This window comes from Algoriphagus confluentis, assembly GCF_036245625.1.
Lineage (GTDB): Bacteria > Bacteroidota > Bacteroidia > Cytophagales > Cyclobacteriaceae > Algoriphagus > Algoriphagus confluentis.
The window spans coordinates 219,738-234,452 of record NZ_BTPD01000004.1 but is presented as its reverse complement, the minus strand read 5'-3'; the positions used below and the strand labels follow the sequence as shown (position 1 = coordinate 234,452).

16 protein-coding genes are annotated in these 14,715 nt (G+C 43.9%); 6 read left to right on the top strand and 10 right to left on the bottom strand.

Annotated features, from left to right (window positions below; all coding sequences use genetic code 11):
- Positions 1-32: 32 nt before the first annotated feature.
- On the bottom strand, positions 33-1,328 hold the full coding sequence (locus AAA943_RS07520; protein ID WP_338223614.1) for a DUF2851 family protein: 1,296 nt from the start codon (positions 1,326-1,328) through the stop codon (positions 33-35).
- Positions 1,329-1,507: 179 nt separating this feature from the next.
- On the opposite strand from AAA943_RS07520, the gene AAA943_RS07515 reads away from it, so the two are divergent.
- On the top strand, positions 1,508-1,759 hold the full coding sequence (locus tag AAA943_RS07515) for a type II toxin-antitoxin system Phd/YefM family antitoxin (RefSeq protein WP_338223613.1): 252 nt from the start codon (positions 1,508-1,510) through the stop codon (positions 1,757-1,759).
- Positions 1,756-2,028: a Txe/YoeB family addiction module toxin gene (locus AAA943_RS07510; protein WP_338223612.1), complete on the top strand. Its 273-nt coding sequence runs from the start codon at positions 1,756-1,758 to the stop codon at positions 2,026-2,028. The genes AAA943_RS07515 and AAA943_RS07510 overlap by 4 nt, the downstream gene beginning before the upstream one ends.
- Here AAA943_RS07510 and pyrF read toward each other — a convergent pair whose 3' ends face one another.
- The 7 genes from pyrF to rpsU all read right to left on the bottom strand — a co-directional run bounded on the left by pyrF (position 2,029) and on the right by rpsU (position 8,070).
- Positions 2,029-2,844, bottom strand: a complete 816-nt coding sequence (gene pyrF, locus AAA943_RS07505; RefSeq protein ID WP_338223611.1) for an orotidine-5'-phosphate decarboxylase — start codon at positions 2,842-2,844, stop codon at positions 2,029-2,031.
- A gap of 122 nt (positions 2,845-2,966) precedes the next feature.
- Entirely contained in the window at positions 2,967-3,830 is an 864-nt protein-coding gene (locus AAA943_RS07500) for a lysylphosphatidylglycerol synthase transmembrane domain-containing protein (protein WP_338223610.1), read from the bottom strand.
- A gap of 31 nt (positions 3,831-3,861) precedes the next feature.
- Positions 3,862-4,854 carry a glycosyltransferase family 2 protein gene (locus AAA943_RS07495; RefSeq protein WP_338223609.1) on the bottom strand — a complete coding sequence of 331 codons (993 nt, stop codon included), beginning with the start codon at positions 4,852-4,854 and terminating at the stop codon, positions 3,862-3,864.
- Between the two features lie 97 nt (positions 4,855-4,951).
- Positions 4,952-6,469, bottom strand: coding sequence for an ArnT family glycosyltransferase (locus AAA943_RS07490; protein ID WP_338223608.1), 1,518 nt, complete (start codon positions 6,467-6,469; stop codon positions 4,952-4,954).
- Positions 6,470-6,530: 61 nt separating this feature from the next.
- Positions 6,531-6,836 carry a ribosome hibernation-promoting factor, HPF/YfiA family gene (gene hpf, locus AAA943_RS07485; RefSeq protein WP_338220682.1) on the bottom strand — a complete coding sequence of 102 codons (306 nt, stop codon included), beginning with the start codon at positions 6,834-6,836 and terminating at the stop codon, positions 6,531-6,533.
- Between the two features lie 36 nt (positions 6,837-6,872).
- On the bottom strand, positions 6,873-7,757 hold the full coding sequence (locus tag AAA943_RS07480; protein ID WP_338223606.1) for a tyrosine-type recombinase/integrase: 885 nt from the start codon (positions 7,755-7,757) through the stop codon (positions 6,873-6,875).
- 118 nt (positions 7,758-7,875) lie between these two features.
- Entirely contained in the window at positions 7,876-8,070 is a 195-nt protein-coding gene (rpsU, locus tag AAA943_RS07475) for a 30S ribosomal protein S21 (RefSeq protein WP_338220684.1), read from the bottom strand.
- Positions 8,071-8,668: 598 nt separating this feature from the next.
- On the opposite strand from rpsU, the gene AAA943_RS07470 reads away from it, so the two are divergent.
- Positions 8,669-9,781, top strand: a complete 1,113-nt coding sequence (locus AAA943_RS07470; RefSeq protein WP_338223605.1) for a hypothetical protein — start codon at positions 8,669-8,671, stop codon at positions 9,779-9,781.
- A 100-nt stretch (positions 9,782-9,881) separates the two neighbouring features.
- Here AAA943_RS07470 and atpC read toward each other — a convergent pair whose 3' ends face one another.
- Complete coding sequence (gene atpC, locus AAA943_RS07465; protein ID WP_338223604.1) at positions 9,882-10,130, bottom strand: ATP synthase F1 subunit epsilon; 249 nt, start codon at positions 10,128-10,130, stop codon at positions 9,882-9,884.
- An 84-nt stretch (positions 10,131-10,214) separates the two neighbouring features.
- Positions 10,215-11,717, bottom strand: a complete 1,503-nt coding sequence (gene atpD / locus AAA943_RS07460; RefSeq protein ID WP_338220686.1) for a F0F1 ATP synthase subunit beta — start codon at positions 11,715-11,717, stop codon at positions 10,215-10,217.
- 274 nt (positions 11,718-11,991) lie between these two features.
- On the opposite strand from atpD, the gene AAA943_RS07455 reads away from it, so the two are divergent.
- Genes AAA943_RS07455 through AAA943_RS07445 form a run of 3 tightly spaced genes read left to right on the top strand, consistent with a single transcriptional unit; the run spans position 11,992 to position 14,714 of the window.
- Entirely contained in the window at positions 11,992-12,855 is an 864-nt protein-coding gene (locus AAA943_RS07455) for a heme/hemin ABC transporter substrate-binding protein (RefSeq protein ID WP_338223603.1), read from the top strand.
- Positions 12,856-12,858: 3 nt separating this feature from the next.
- Positions 12,859-13,911 carry a FecCD family ABC transporter permease gene (locus AAA943_RS07450; RefSeq protein WP_338223602.1) on the top strand — a complete coding sequence of 351 codons (1,053 nt, stop codon included), beginning with the start codon at positions 12,859-12,861 and terminating at the stop codon, positions 13,909-13,911.
- Positions 13,899-14,714, top strand: coding sequence for a heme ABC transporter ATP-binding protein (locus tag AAA943_RS07445; RefSeq protein WP_420915597.1), 816 nt, complete (start codon positions 13,899-13,901; stop codon positions 14,712-14,714). Before AAA943_RS07450 ends, AAA943_RS07445 begins: the two co-directional genes overlap by 13 nt.
- Position 14,715 lies beyond the last annotated feature (1 nt).

Here is a 14,715-nt window from a genome sequence, read left to right as displayed (position 1 = left end):
AAGTACGGCAAATCACCCGCTTCCGCAATTGATCATTTGGATTGGCCTTTGAGCAGACTTTGGCCGATCTTGCAGCTGAGGCATTTTTGAGGCTGACAATAGCTTCTGTAAAGCCCGATCATTCCTTGGGAATCGAAGGCATTTTGGGCTTTCCAAGCCTTCTCGGCAAACTTCCGGATGATAAAATTATTCTCCGCCGGGATGGTCTGCATCAGATCAAAGCATCGCTCCTGCCATTCCGGTTGCTCAAAATATCGTCCGTAGGCAAACCAGAGAGGAATCACAAAATTGATGATCAACAGCTCCAAAGTCTGCCCAGAAATCCCTCTGGAGGCTGTTTTTTCCGAGGGTTTACCAAAATTATAGTGATACTGCCAATAGTCAGAAGGCTTGACTTTAAGGAGTTTTTTGAAAGCAGAAAACTCCCTGCTGTCTTCCATTACGGCCTGAAGCAGGTTGGGTGCCTGAGCCAGGATGGAGGCCAACTGGGCGATTCGGACTGTTGGGAAGTTGGTGGGGCGGGCTCCCATGAAGGACCACTGCTGTCGGTTGAGTCGATGTTGCCAATTGAACTTTTTCTGATAAAAATCATACTCGAGGATCAGGTGTTGGGTATAGGGTTCGTCTGTTTTTTCAGGCAAAAGGCCTGCCTGACCCAAGAGCATGGCCTCCAAAGCAGAAACCTGAGTTCGGTGTTTTTGCAGGGTTTTGTAAGGGACCAAAGCAGCAAGCTCACCCATGGGGATTGAATTGATTTTGAAGCCAAAGCAGGTAAAAAGCCAGCGATAGGCCGTTTCCTCCCAGTCTCCTTTGGTCTGATCGAGAACAGAAAGGATGAGCTTTGATTTTTCTATCAGGCGCTCCACCAAAGCCTTTTCTAGAGCCGAAAATCGAATGATTTCCGGTACGGATTGGAGGGCATGGGCACAGGGGAGATCGGACTTGAAGTCCAGGAGGTTCTCGTAGTTTCTCCAGATTTCCAGGAAAATCTTCCCTTTCAATTCCAAAGTCGGCATAGGGGTGCCATCATTTCTGTGGACTTCCCGGTCATTTTCCCAAACCACATGGAGAATGACCGAATTATAGGCAGGGTCGCCACCATGGGCATGTTGCTTCCACTCAGAAGCCAAACGATGGACTTCTACATGACCATGGAATGTCACACCATCAAGAACAAGCGAAGCATCCCGGAAATCCGGCCCTTCTCCTTGGTTATGAAATCCGACATTGAGGATTTGCAAATGCTGCCCATCTACAGTTTGTAGATCTTTTCGGTCGAAGTATTGGTACTTCCAGACCAGTTGTAAAAAGTCTTCTCTAAAATTCATAAGCTTGAATACTAAAAGTTTATGGAATTTAGAAAAATGGCAAGGAGAATCAAACTGAGTAAAGTTAGAATTGCCTGATTTTGACCGGATTTTATCAAATACACAGATTATAAGAACCTTAGGATCTGAACTTTTTATTTAAATTTGGTGTACCAAAAAGGTACAAAAAATTCAAAATTATGTTAGTGATCAGCTCAAAGGAATTCAGGGATAATCAGAAAAAATACTTCGACCTTGTGGATCAAAATCAACAAGTCATTGTCCAAAGAGGGAAAGATAAGTCCTATGTATTGGTCCCTATAAGTGAGGAGGATCGCTTTTTTCTTGATCCAAAAGTAATACAGGAGGTAAAGGAAGGAATCGAGGATTACAAATCGGGAAAAATTACTAAAGTCAAAAAAAATGAGTTGGACCAACTTCTAGGCTTATGAGCTATGAGTTAGTTTTTACTCAAAAAGCATTGGATGGAATAGAAAAACTGAAGGAGACGGGGAACAAGGCTTTGCTTAAGAAACTAAAAAGCCTCCTGGTTGAATTAGCTGATCACCCTTTTACCGGCACAGGGCAACCGGAACAATTGAAACATGATCTTACTGGATTTTGGTCGAGAAGATTAAATAGGGAACACCGATTGGTCTATGCTGTGGATCAGAAAATCATAACTGTAACTGTGATTTCGGTGGTTGGCCACTACAAATAATCAAAGATACTTCTCCAAGAGCACCTTCATTTCTACCTGCAGCTTTTCAGCTTCTTTTCTGGCTGCTTTTGCAAAGTCCTTTTCACCTGAAGCATAAATAATCCCCCGACTTGAATTGACCAAAAGTCCACAGGTCGAATTCATCCCAAACCGGGCCACATCAGACAGGCTTCCACCCTGTGCACCCACTCCCGGAACCAAAAAGAAATGCTCTGGGGCTACTTTCCGCACTTCACCGATCAGTTCCCCACGAGTCGCACCAACTACATACATGAGATTTTCTGGACTGCCCCATTCTTGACTTTTTTCCAACACAGACTGATAAAGCGGCTTTCCGGATTGGTCTTCAATCAGCTGAAAATCCAAAGAGCCCGCATTGGAAGTCAAGGCCAAAAGAATGACCCACTTATTTTCAAACTCCAAAAATGGAGTCACCGAGTCCTTTCCCATATAAGGAGCCACAGTCACCGAATCAAAGTTCATGGTTTCAAAAAAGGCCTTTGCGTAGAGTTTGGAGGTATTTCCGATGTCTCCCCGCTTGGCATCGGCAATGGTAAAGACGTCATTAGGCATGATCTCAGCGACCTTTGCCAAGGTATCCCATCCTTTAGCACCCAAGGCCTCGAAAAAGGCGATGTTTGGCTTATAGGCCACCGCATAATCCGCAGTTTCTTCAATGATGGCTTTGCAAAAACTGAAGATCGGATCAGGCTCTGATCGCAAATGAGCCGGAATTTTCCCCAAATCAGGATCCAGACCTACGCACAGAAAGGATGATTTTTGTTGGATTTGGGCGAAAAGCTCTGTTCGTGTCATGGGTTGGAGATTTTGGGCAAAGGTATGGATTTAAAAAATTTAGACTAGCCTTGATCCTGGCAGATTTAAAGTACCATTTTAAATTTGTAAGGATGATTTGAATAAAAACAATTGAAATACAGCTAGTTGTGGTTTTCTGTTAAATCAACTTTGATAAAGGCTCCAGCCAACGATATTCCCGCTGAAATCAGGAAAAAGATCAAGCTGAAAGCCACGGCTGCCGTCTCTTCGATTCCTGCATACGTGTGGGCATAGACGAATACCAATTCCCGGGCACCCACTCCTCCGATGGTCAAAGGAAGTACAGCCACGATGGAAGAAAGCAAAAAGACTAGCTGATAGGCCAAGATTTTTTCCTCAATTCCCAAAGCCAAAAGAATAAACCAAGCACAAATGAGCTGAGCGAGCTGACCAGCAAATGACCAAACATTGGCCGGCCAGAAGGAGGGAAGGAAGTCCCGGAAAAGGAACTTTTGAAGTAACCAAAAGGCAGGGACCGTCAAAATCAAACCGGAAACCATCAGCCCGTTCCAAAAACCGCTTTCCAAAAAATCAATTTGGATATCCACTACTAAGAAAAGCGCAAACAAAAGAAAAAAGATAGCCACCAATCCACCCAATCGATCCAAAAGAGCAGCCTGAATCAGTTTTTTGACAGGAGTTTTGAAATGCTTGTTGAGTAGGTACACTTTGTAGCCGTCTCCGCCTATTCCTCCGGGAAGAAAAAGATTGTAAAACATCCCGATCAGGTAAAGCCTCCAGTTTTGCTGTTCGGAAAGACGGATTCTGATGTTTTTAAAATATAGATTGAGCCGGATAGCTGTGGCAACTTTGCTCAGGATAAAAAGAACGATGGCCGGAAGGATCCAAATCAGCTGGATTTTCTGCGCTAAACCCCAAAGTTGAGCCGTATCTATTTTGCGGAAAACCAGAAAAAGAGCCAACCCGGTCAGCAGGAGTTTTCCTGCTGTTTTTGTCTTTTTCAAAAGAGAGTTTTTCGCTTCCAAAGGATTGATTTTACTTCTCTTCTGTGGTGGAAATCACCACCTGGGCGACTTCCGCTGAAGATTGCTGACCTTGATAAATGGAGCGAATGGTATAAGTCTTCTTGTTTTGAGACTCAAAATAGGTCCGCACAATAATCTCCGCGATGATTCCGGTGGTAATCAACTGAATTCCTCCCAAAATCAGGATAAATCCCAGAATCATGATCGGTCTGCCCCAGATGTCCTCGCCCATGATTTTAAGAATGAGTAAATACATGCTGATCAATGAGCCCAGAAAAAAGGAAATCAGACCCAAGCCCCCGAAAAGGTGGATCGGACGCTGAAAATATTTCTGGAAGAAGAGCATTAGGATCAAATCCGCCAGAACCTTAAATGTCCGACTCAATCCGTATTTGGAGGTTCCGTGAATCCTAGGATGGTGCTTCACATCCACTTCGGTCATTTTGGCTCCCTGCTGCTTGGCCAAAACCGGGATAAAGCGGTGGAGTTCTCCATACAAGCCCATGTTTTGGGCGATTTCTGCTTTGTACACCCGCAGGGTACAGCCGTAATCATTGAGGTAGACTTTGGTTGTATTTCGAATGACCCAATTGGCGATTTTGGAGGGGATTTTCCTCAGGACAAATCCGTCCTTTCGTTTCGCCCGACGCCCAGCCACTACATCCCACTCTTCATCGATAGCCTTTTGAAGCATGGTTGGGATGTCGGTGGGGTCGTTTTGTAGATCTCCATCCATGGTAGCGATATAGGTGCCGGTTGCCGAGTCGATTCCTGCTGCCAGAGCTGTGGTTTGTCCGTAGTTTCTGTTGAAAATGATCAGGCGAGTGCGGTCATTCGCGTATTTCTTTACTTCCTTCACGGTTCCATCTGTGGACCCATCTTCGATCAAAATCACCTCGTAGTCGATTTCCGAAAGAGCGGCGTAGGTAGCCTCCAAAAGTGGTTTGATGTTATCTTCTTCGTTGTAGACGGTGATGACTACGGACAAAAGTGGCTGCTTCATGGGATAAAATTTGGTCAAAAATACCCAGAAATCCTTGGGTGGGCAAAATCAAAGCCTCAAATAGGCAATCACCAAAGATTATTTTGATTTTTTCCTCTCAGAATTTGCCGGTATCTACTGGGTTATAATCAAGAAGATTCTCCCAAACCTGAATTTTCGTAAATCCCAAAGTATCCTTGCCAAACTGATAGGACAATTTTTCCTCATGAATCAATCGGGAAAACTCCGTGACTGACTCGGGAGATTCTTGATTTCTGCTTACAAAAATGAAAGTGCTCTCTTGATTGATAAATTGATCCATCCCCGGCCAAAGGTCCCATTGATTTTTTCGTGAACCCATATTTACAGTGTAGGTTTGGGGATGTCCTTCTACATAAAAGGCCAACTCTGAGGCCACATGGTAGCTTTCGCTGAAAAGAACCGGTGAGGTCAGACTAAGACTGTCCTGAAGGAAATCAATCCGCTTGCCCAGATCTTCATATCCGACCATCCGCTTAAATATTGCTTTTTCAGCTTTGAAAATCGGGCCTTGACTTTTCCATTGGAACAGATCTGGAAAAAGCAGGATTATCTGTAGAGCCAAACTAATTCCCAAAGCCCATGAAGTGTACTTTTTCCATCCGGATTCCAGATTGGCTACAATTGGGGCTAGGAAGACCGGAAAGGTGCTGTAGGCAAACCCAGGCCAATTGACTTCGATCCAGGTAAACAGACTAAGTCCCCCAAATCCTAAGAAGGTAAGGATGCCCGGCAGTACGGGGTAGAGATCAGAAAGTGTTCTTTCCCGGATTAATCTTTTGAATGCAAAAAAGAAAAAGGGAAGGAAGAATAGGGATACCATGGCCAATTGGCCGCCAAGGTATTCGGAGGTCCTGCTGAGCAAAAGCCCCAAATCAAAAGGCCTAGATTCTCCCCCGGAAGCTCCTCCCAATGCAGCTAGGTGCTTGAAGGTATAAAAGTCATTCTGCAGATTCCAGATCAAACTTGGGAGAAATCCCAATAAAGAAACGGCAAGTAGGATCAACCAGTATTTTCCAAACTTTTTCAGCTTGCTGGAAAGGAAAAGAAAAATCAAAGAGGCCGGGAAGATCAAAATCATGGTCGCCTTGGACATGATTCCCAAAGCGGTGATGAGCCCTGCAGCAATCCAAAGTGAGGTTTTGTTTTCCTGAATGGCCCGATAGAGTAGAAACCAAGCCCAAGTCCAGAAGAAAGTCATGGACGTGTCTGTGGTGTGAAAGGTGAATTCCAGGAGGTGAATTGGCATCCCCAAAAAGAGTAGCCCTGCCAGACAAGCTGTTTTTTTGGATGAATATAGGTAGTCAGTGAGGCGAAACACCATCCAAGCCGTTCCCAATCCGGCAAAAATGGGAATCAGCCGGACAGCTGCCTCAGTGTGGCCAAAGACTCCCGTGCTGATGAAATTGAGCAAAGCCACCATGGGAGGCTTGGAATAATAATGCCAGTCCAGGTTTCGGGACCAAAGCCAATATTGAGCTTCTTCCGTAAACAAATCCAATTCCGGCCGGAAAGCAAAAAGCAACTTGACTCCTGCAAGTGCAAGGTTTACGGACCAAAAAATCAAAAGGTAATTTCGGGAAGCGGGATTTTTCATGAGTTGCCTGAAAAACAAAACCCTCAGTTTCCTGAGGGTTTGATGCAAATTTGGCTAAAACTTATTGCTTGGCCAAGACTACTTTTTCTTTATACTTTTTGATTTGTCGTCTGAGGCCTTCGACTGCTTCGTCTGCAGCGGCCTCGAAGGAATCATCCTGATGCTTGGCAAAGAACTGCTTGCCGGGGACATTCAGCTTGATTTCCACAATTTTATTTTCGTTTTTCTCATTTTTATCCAGTCTCATAAAAACCTCTCCATCAATGATCCGGTCGTAAAAGGTGTCCAGTTTGTCTGCCTTTTTCTGAATAAAGTCGATCAGCTTTCTGTCAGCGTCGAAGTGGATGGAGTGCATTTGCAGTTTCATAACGATTTGCATTTAGTGGTTGAACAATTGATTTATTTACGCTTTAGGATGTGCCTGTTCAAACACAGCCTTCAGTTTTTCCAGGGTATTGTGGGTGTAGACTTGGGTTGCGGCGAGATTTGCATGGCCAAGTAGGTCCTTGACCGCATTCAGATCCGCACCCTTGTTGAGCAGGTGGGTAGCGAAGGTATGACGCAGGATATGGGGACTTCGTCGCGTATTCTGCGCAAAAAGATCCAAATAGTGCCTGACTGTTCTGTAGATCATCATCGGATAGCTTTGCTCTCCCTTATTACTCACAATAAAGTAGTCATTCCCGTCAAGTTTTGAAAACCTTTCCTCAAATTCTTTTCGGTACAGAATTATATTTTGAACCAATCCATTGGTGATGGGAATGATTCGTTCTTTTTGCCTTTTGCCTAGCACCTTCACTTGCTTTTCGATGAGGTTGAGGTTTTTCCACTTCAGATGTATCAATTCAGAGAGCCGGATGCCGGTGAGGTACAAAAACTCAAGGACCATTCGATCTCTTTGACCTTCGAAAGAAGGTTCATAGACTTCTTCCTTCAAAACGTCCTCCAGTGTGGATTCTTGCACGAAATCCGGGAGTTTTTTGGGCGTTTTAAGAGATTTTAACTTATAGGTGGGGTCTTTTGTGATGACTTTGGATCTGAGCAAAAATTTGAAATAGGACCGGAGGGTGGCCAGTTTTCGATTGACCGTGGTGGCACTCATTCCCTGCTCGACCAGATCGATGATCCATGCTCTCAATTCGGCATGTGTGCAGGATTCCAGATTGGCAAGCTCAAAGGACAAATGGACGAATTCTGCTGCCTGCTCCAGGTCTTTTCTGTAGGCTAGCACGGTGTGTGCGCTGCTGCGTTTTTCGAACTCCAGGTAATTGATGAAAGAATCGATCATAGGGTAATCTTACTTCAATTAAGGTAAGAGAAAAATCCCCGGTATCCAGTGACAAAAATCATTTATACAAAAAAACCTGCTCGCGGGAGCAGGTTTCTATGGTTCATCTCAAATGTGATTACTTGTTAGCTTCGTTTTGAAGTCTTTGCTTGTAAGCCGCTTTGATGACTTGATCTCTTCTTTTGACGGAAGGTTTGGTGAAAGCCTGACGGGCTCTAAGTTCGCGAACCGCACCGGTCTTGTCAAACTTCTTTTTGAAGCGCTTCAGCGCTTTTTCGATGGATTCGTTTTCTTTTACGTTTACTATGATCATAAGTGTACACCCCCTTTCGTGGGGGCAAAGGTAAGGGAATTTTTCAATAATTTGAAGATGGAAAGATTTTAAAAATATTTGATTATCAGCAATCCTACCGGTAGAGGAAATACTAATGGTAAATGTTGCGAATAATCGTCCATCGAGGACAGACAAAGCTTACTGCCCCCAGTTGAGACTCTATCCAAAACTTATTTTTTCACTGATAGGAAAGCGGATATTCATAGAATTACTTCCCTGGGATGAAAAAAATTGCCGTTCAAACAAGAATTTTGCCCCCCCCCCCCCTACAATTTTAACCGAAAATCAAATTGAATAAATTTCAATTAGGTATCCGTTTGTTCCTTAACTATTGATTTTCTAGTTTTAGGTAAGCTAGCTTTTAAATCTATCTTTTCACTAAAACAAAAAACAGAATGAAAAAAACGATGATTTTGGTCTTGGCCTTTTTCACCTTATTTTGCCTTACCTCTTTTGCTGAAGATTGCAATTTTGTTGGGACTGACCAATATAATTGTGCCACCTATCTTTGTGAAGGCGGGTGTATAATTGTGATATGTCCTGGTGACCCAGCTTCGCTGGAATGTGATTAAGGTATATGAGAACTTTAAAAGTTATTCTTTTACCTCTCTTATTATCTTCCTGTGGAGGTGAAAAACCAAATTCTGGGCCTCCACAGGCTCTAGATTTGATTTTGATAGATTCATTGGAGATTCTTGAAGAAAATGGATTCCTTCAAAGGCCTTCTTCAGTAGCATTGATAAATGATACGCTTGTAGGAATAGAAAGTATTCCAAGCAAAGGAATTTGGGTTTTCGATAGAAGATCGGGTTTGGAATCTTATTCAATTTTGTCTAATGAGGAAATGGGAATATCATTTAGACCTTCTAAAGTAATTTGGACCGATTTCCCTAAGATTTCAATTTTAGATGGGGTTAGTAAGAGGGTTCATCAATATAACTTTGAAAAAAGTAAAGGGAATAGGCATCTGATATCTACTGCTTTAAGAACACCTGAAAATGTCTGGATTAAGCCGATTCTTTTGGGTGTTTTTGAAAATTTTGGAGACAAATTTATTGTTGAGAACTCCACAAACGAAGTCGCCTTTACTTCAAATAAATACTATGAACTGACAGATAATTTTTTGAGTTTTTATGATCGAGAAGGAAAGCATTTGAATGATTACATTCCTTTTCCCGACCAATTAAGAAACCTCAATAAATTTATCGGTCCAGGGAAAATTGTTACTTCGGGTAAAAAGGACGGACAAAAACTTTACATTTCATTCCCTTTTACTAAATCCATTTCAGTTTTTGACTTAAAGAACATGAAATTTGATGAGAATATTATCGAGTTTCCTAATAGTAGGTTTTTCGATTTTTCCATTCCTTTCCTAGATAAAGAGGTTGATAACTCAATCGGTGCGGTAGAATATTACCCAGTACCTCATTATTTCAATGATATCAAATTTGATTCTAAGGGGATTTTTCTCCAGTCAATTATGAAAAATGAAATATCGGTTGAGACACATTTAATGAAATATGATGAAAGGATGAAGAAGTGGTATGAAACTTCAAAAAAGTTTAATTTAGTGGATTTAGGAGAATTGGCAGGAGTAATTAATGATACCTTAGTTTTTGTTGATGCTTCAATGGTCAAAAAAGAGAAGAAGTACATCAAACGAGCAGTATTAAGGCCTATTGAAGATTGATTGTTCAACTTTTCCAAAGTTGAAGCTTTGGAATACTCCCTAAATACCAAAAAAGTCCAACCCTTTCGAGTTGGACTTTTCCATTTATTTTGACTTTGAATTAGCCAAGGATTTTTTCAGCCAAGACTACAATTACATTGTTTTTTACTTCTACGACACCGCCTTCGACAATCAATGACTGCTTGCCTCCTTCTTTGGCAGTAAAGGATACTGCACCCTTAGCCAAAGCAGACACAATCGGCGCGTGGTTGTTCAGCACCTGAAAAGACCCTGATGCACCGGGGAAGCTTGCCTCGGATACCTCGCCTTCGAAGACTTTCTTGTCAGGAGTGATGATTTCTAATTGCATGTTTGAATAGTTATTGAGTTAGTAAGTTGAGAAGTTATTGGTTCCATTTGGAAACCAATAACTAATAACCAGTAACTAATTGTATTATTTCACTTCAGCCAACATCTTCTCTCCCTTAGCGATTGCATCTTCTATGCTACCTACCAAGTTGAAAGCTGCTTCAGGAAGGTGATCCAATTCACCGTCCATGATCATGTTGAAGCCCTTGATGGTGTCTTTGATATCAACCAATACCCCTTTCAAACCGGTAAACTGCTCCGCTACGTGGAAAGGCTGAGAAAGGAATCGTTGAACTCGTCGAGCTCTGTGTACGACCATCTTATCCTCTTCAGAAAGTTCTTCCATACCGAGGATGGCAATGATATCCTGCAATTCTTTGTATCGCTGAAGGATTTCCTTCACTCGCTGAGCACAGTTGTAGTGATCATCGCCCAAGATATCCGGAGAAAGAATTCTGGAAGTGGAATCCAAAGGATCCACCGCAGGGTAAATACCCAACTCGGCAATCTTACGGGACAATACTGTGGTGGCATCCAAGTGCGCGAAAGTCGTCGCAGGAGCCGGGTCAGTCAAGTCATCCGCAGGTACGTAAACGGCCTGTACGGAAGTAATGGAGCCATTTTTGGTTGAAGTGATTCGCTCCTGCATGGCACCCATCTCTGTGGCCAAAGTAGGCTGATAACCTACCGCTGATGGCATACGTCCCAACAAAGCGGATACTTCAGAACCTGCCTGAGTGAATCGGAAGATGTTGTCGATAAAGAATAGGATATCACGTCCCTGACCTGTACCATCACCATCTCTGTAGTATTCTGCCAAAGTCAATCCGGTCAAGGCTACTCGTGCACGCGCCCCAGGAGGCTCGTTCATCTGACCGAATACGAAGGTCGCCTTAGAATCTTCCAGTTTCTTCAAGTCTACTTTGGATAGATCCCAACCGCCTTCTTCTTCTAAGCTATGGATAAAATCCTCACCATAAGTTACGATGCCAGACTCGATCATTTCTCTCAAAAGGTCGTTTCCTTCACGGGTTCTTTCACCTACACCTGCAAATACGGACAAACCGGAGTATGCCTTGGCAATGTTGTTGATCAATTCTTGAATCAATACGGTCTTACCCACACCGGCACCACCGAACAAACCGATTTTACCCCCTTTTGCATAAGGTTCGATCAAGTCGATTACCTTGATACCGGTATAAAGTACTTCGGTAGAAGTGGAAAGGTCTTCAAATTTTGGTGCGGAACGGTGGATTGGCAGACGCTTTCCAGCCGGAACCTGAGGCAATCCGTCGATTGCTTCACCTACCACATTGAAAAGACGGCCTTTGATTGCTTCACCGGTAGGAACGGAGATGGGCTGTCCCATGTCTCTTACTTCCATACCTCTTACCATTCCTTCGGATGAGTCCATCGCGATGGTTCTCACTCGGTCTTCTCCCAGATGCTGCTGAACCTCCAAAACGACGCTTTGGCCGTTTTCTTTGGTTACTTCCAATGCATCCAGGATGTTGGGTAACTTGCCGTCCTCAAAGGAAACGTCCACTACGGGCCCGATTACCTGAGTTATCTTTCCAATATTTGCCATTTGATTAGATGAAATGTAAAAAGGATACGCTTTTTTAATTCGTGCGCAAAATTAGTCATAAACGGCTAATCCCAAAGGATATTTGGAAAATTAATCCCGAATGTCTCTCTTTTCCTCAGCAGACCTACACCCAGCCTTTTCAGCAGAAGATTTTTCCTTTTTTAATATTCTATAAATCAAGTCTGGGAGATTGATAAAATTATTTCATTTAAATTTATTTGGACTGAATCTAATTAAGTATAATTTTGCCATTGTTTTGATTCAGTCTAAATAAATGAAAACCAACTATTCCTTATTCTTAGCCTTACTACTCCTTATGGGTTCATGCTCAGCACCTAAGCAGACCGATGAGGAATCCGATGAAGTTCCTGAAAGAATTATTACCGCTGGGGGAACCCTAACAGAGGTGGTTTATTCTTTGGGATTTGGAGATCGGATCATTGCTACCGATATCACCTCGACCTACCCGGCCTCCATGCAGGATTTGCCCAGCATTGGCTATAGGAATCAGATCAAATCAGAGGGAATCCTGTCCTTGGGTCCTGAGTTGGTTCTGGTCGAGGAAGGTTATCTCAATGAAGAGGTAGTGGCTCAGCTGGAAAGTTCAGGAATTCGGGTTCAACTTTTCCCAAAGCCCAAAAATCTGGAGGAGACCAGATATTTTATCAGCAATCTGGCCAAGTTTTTTGAAGCTGAGGAGGCAGGAAATGAACTCATTTCGGCCATTGAAGAGGATCAAAAGGCATTGAGCGCCTTCTTGAGTGAGCAAAATACTTCTCCTTCTGCAGCCTTTATCATGGCGAGAGGTCCTCAGACCGTCTTTTTGGCTGGTGATGAGACTTTTTCGGCTGAGATGTTCAAAATGGCTGGTATCCAGTCCGTTTCCACGGGTTTCAAAGATTTTATTCCTTTGACCCCCGAGGCTCTTGTAGCAATCAATCCAGACTATCTAGTGCTTTTTGAATCGGGTATCGAAAGTCTGGGCGGGAAAGAAGGTCTTGCCGGAGTTCAGGGAATCAAAGAGACCGAAGCCTTCAAAAATGATCGGATTCTTGTCTTTGACGGACATTATTTATCTGCTTTCGGGCCACGAGCAGGGAAAGCTGCTTTGGAACTGGCAAAAGCAACAAGACCTTAAGCCATGAATAATCTTACCCTAAGCTATACCAAGTCCAGAGTCAACTCCCTTTTGCTAGGGGGAATGCTGGTATTTCTTGTGGTGTTAGGGTTGTTTTCCTTATCCCAAGGGGCATTTTCGATTTCTTTTGCTCAGGTGGTGTCTATCCTCTTCCCATTTGACTGGGTGGAATACGAGTCCCGGCAAGTCAATGTCTTGTATTCTATTCGACTTCCCCGAATCCTGATGGCGACTTTGATCGGTGGTGGGTTGGGTATCGCCGGTGCTTCCTTGCAGGGCTTGTTTAGGAATCCTTTGGTAGAGCCAGGCTTAATTGGGGTAAGTAGCGGAAGCGCCTTGTTTGCCGTGATTTTCTTGGTATTTATTCCGGGGATTGCCCAATCTTTTGCTTGGATTACTCTGGTCGGTCTTCCTTTATTTGCCTTTTTGGGCGGTTTGATTCATGTATTGGCCGTTTACTTCTTGGGAGGTAGGGGAAAAACCGATACCGCCACCTTGATCCTTGCGGGAGTAGCAATCAATGCGCTCGCCGGAGCCCTGATCGGGTTGACTTTATTCTATGCTGACGATGCGGCTTTGAGAAGCTTCACTTTTTGGAGTTTGGGAGATTTGGGAGGGGCCTCCTGGGCCAAAGTCCCACTTGCAGCTGGATTAATCCTTCTTCCCTCTCTGCTCTTAATTGGAGAAAGCAAAAATCTCAACGCCCTCTCTCTGGGAGAGCAGGAGGCCTTCCACATGGGGGTGAATGTCAAACAAACCAAAATCAAACTGCTCCTGCTTACTGCATTGATTGTCGGTGTGGGAGTTGCCTTCACTGGGATGATCGGCTTTGTAGGCCTGATCGTTCCCCACTTGATCCGAATCAGCTTTGGAGCGGATCATCGGCTGGTTTTGCCCGCCTCTTTCCTCTTGGGAGCGATCCTTCTCAATGTCGCCGACTTGATCGGAAGGACTTGGGTGGCTCCTGCCGAACTGCCTATCGGAGTCATTACCGCCCTTCTAGGTGCCCCATTCTTCATTGCTTTGATATTTCAACTTCATAAATCCAGAAGCTAATGCTAAGTGCCCAAGCCATTCATTTTTGCATCCGAAAAAAGCCCATTGTAGATCAGGCCAATCTGGTGATTCAGCCGGGGGAAATTCTGGCCGTGCTTGGACCCAACGGAGCCGGAAAATCCACTTTGTTCAAGATTCTTTCGGGAGAAATCCCCTGCAGCCATGGTCAAGTGGAATACAATGGGCTCCATATTGGCTCCCTCAAGCCCCGTCAATTGGCCGAAGTTCGAGCAGTAATGCCTCAGCATTCCTCGGTGAATTTCCCTTTTTCTGCCCGAGAAGTCATTGAATTGGGGCTGATTGCAATAAAAGCTAAGAATCCACGGAAAATCCTGGATGAAGTAATGGATCTGACCGGAACTACGCCCCTCCAAAACAAGCTCTACCAGCACCTGTCCGGAGGAGAAAAGCAACGGGTACAGCTGGCCAGGGTATTGGTGCAGATCTGGGAGACCAAGCCCTTCCCAAGATATCTTCTCTTGGATGAGCCAACTTCAAGCTTGGACATTGCTCAACAGCATGCCGTACTGGGAATACTTGAAAAACTCAAAGCAAAAAACATCGGGATTTTAGTCATCCTTCATGAGCTCAATCTTGCCGCTCAATACGCTGACCGAATCGCCTTACTGAAAAATGGTCTGGTCGCCAAAGTCGGTGCGGTCAATGAAATCATGGAGGAAAAGCTTCTTTCCCAAGTATTCGATTATCCGGTCCAATTAATGAAAAATCCCCTCAATGGCCACTGGACCGTGGGTACCTCTGCCCATTCCTTTTCCAATCTTTCAAAATCTAAACAAGCCTAAT

Bases quoted from the DNA above. Each gene is read 5' to 3' on its own strand.
- AAA943_RS07520 (WP_338223614.1), bottom strand. From the start codon at position 1,328: ATGAATTTTAGAGAAGACTTTTTACAACTGGTCTGGAAGTACCAATAC.
- AAA943_RS07515 (WP_338223613.1), top strand. From the start codon at position 1,508: ATGTTAGTGATCAGCTCAAAGGAATTCAGGGATAATCAGAAAAAATAC.
- AAA943_RS07510 (WP_338223612.1), top strand. From the start codon at position 1,756: ATGAGCTATGAGTTAGTTTTTACTCAAAAAGCATTGGATGGAATAGAA.
- pyrF (WP_338223611.1), bottom strand. From the start codon at position 2,844: ATGACACGAACAGAGCTTTTCGCCCAAATCCAACAAAAATCATCCTTT.
- AAA943_RS07495 (WP_338223609.1), bottom strand. From the start codon at position 4,854: ATGAAGCAGCCACTTTTGTCCGTAGTCATCACCGTCTACAACGAAGAA.
- AAA943_RS07490 (WP_338223608.1), bottom strand. From the start codon at position 6,469: ATGAAAAATCCCGCTTCCCGAAATTACCTTTTGATTTTTTGGTCCGTA.
- hpf (WP_338220682.1), bottom strand. From the start codon at position 6,836: ATGAAACTGCAAATGCACTCCATCCACTTCGACGCTGACAGAAAGCTG.
- AAA943_RS07480 (WP_338223606.1), bottom strand. From the start codon at position 7,757: ATGATCGATTCTTTCATCAATTACCTGGAGTTCGAAAAACGCAGCAGC.
- rpsU (WP_338220684.1), bottom strand. From the start codon at position 8,070: ATGATCATAGTAAACGTAAAAGAAAACGAATCCATCGAAAAAGCGCTG.
- AAA943_RS07470 (WP_338223605.1), top strand. From the start codon at position 8,669: ATGAGAACTTTAAAAGTTATTCTTTTACCTCTCTTATTATCTTCCTGT.
- atpC (WP_338223604.1), bottom strand. From the start codon at position 10,130: ATGCAATTAGAAATCATCACTCCTGACAAGAAAGTCTTCGAAGGCGAG.
- atpD (WP_338220686.1), bottom strand. From the start codon at position 11,717: ATGGCAAATATTGGAAAGATAACTCAGGTAATCGGGCCCGTAGTGGAC.
- AAA943_RS07455 (WP_338223603.1), top strand. From the start codon at position 11,992: ATGAAAACCAACTATTCCTTATTCTTAGCCTTACTACTCCTTATGGGT.
- AAA943_RS07450 (WP_338223602.1), top strand. From the start codon at position 12,859: ATGAATAATCTTACCCTAAGCTATACCAAGTCCAGAGTCAACTCCCTT.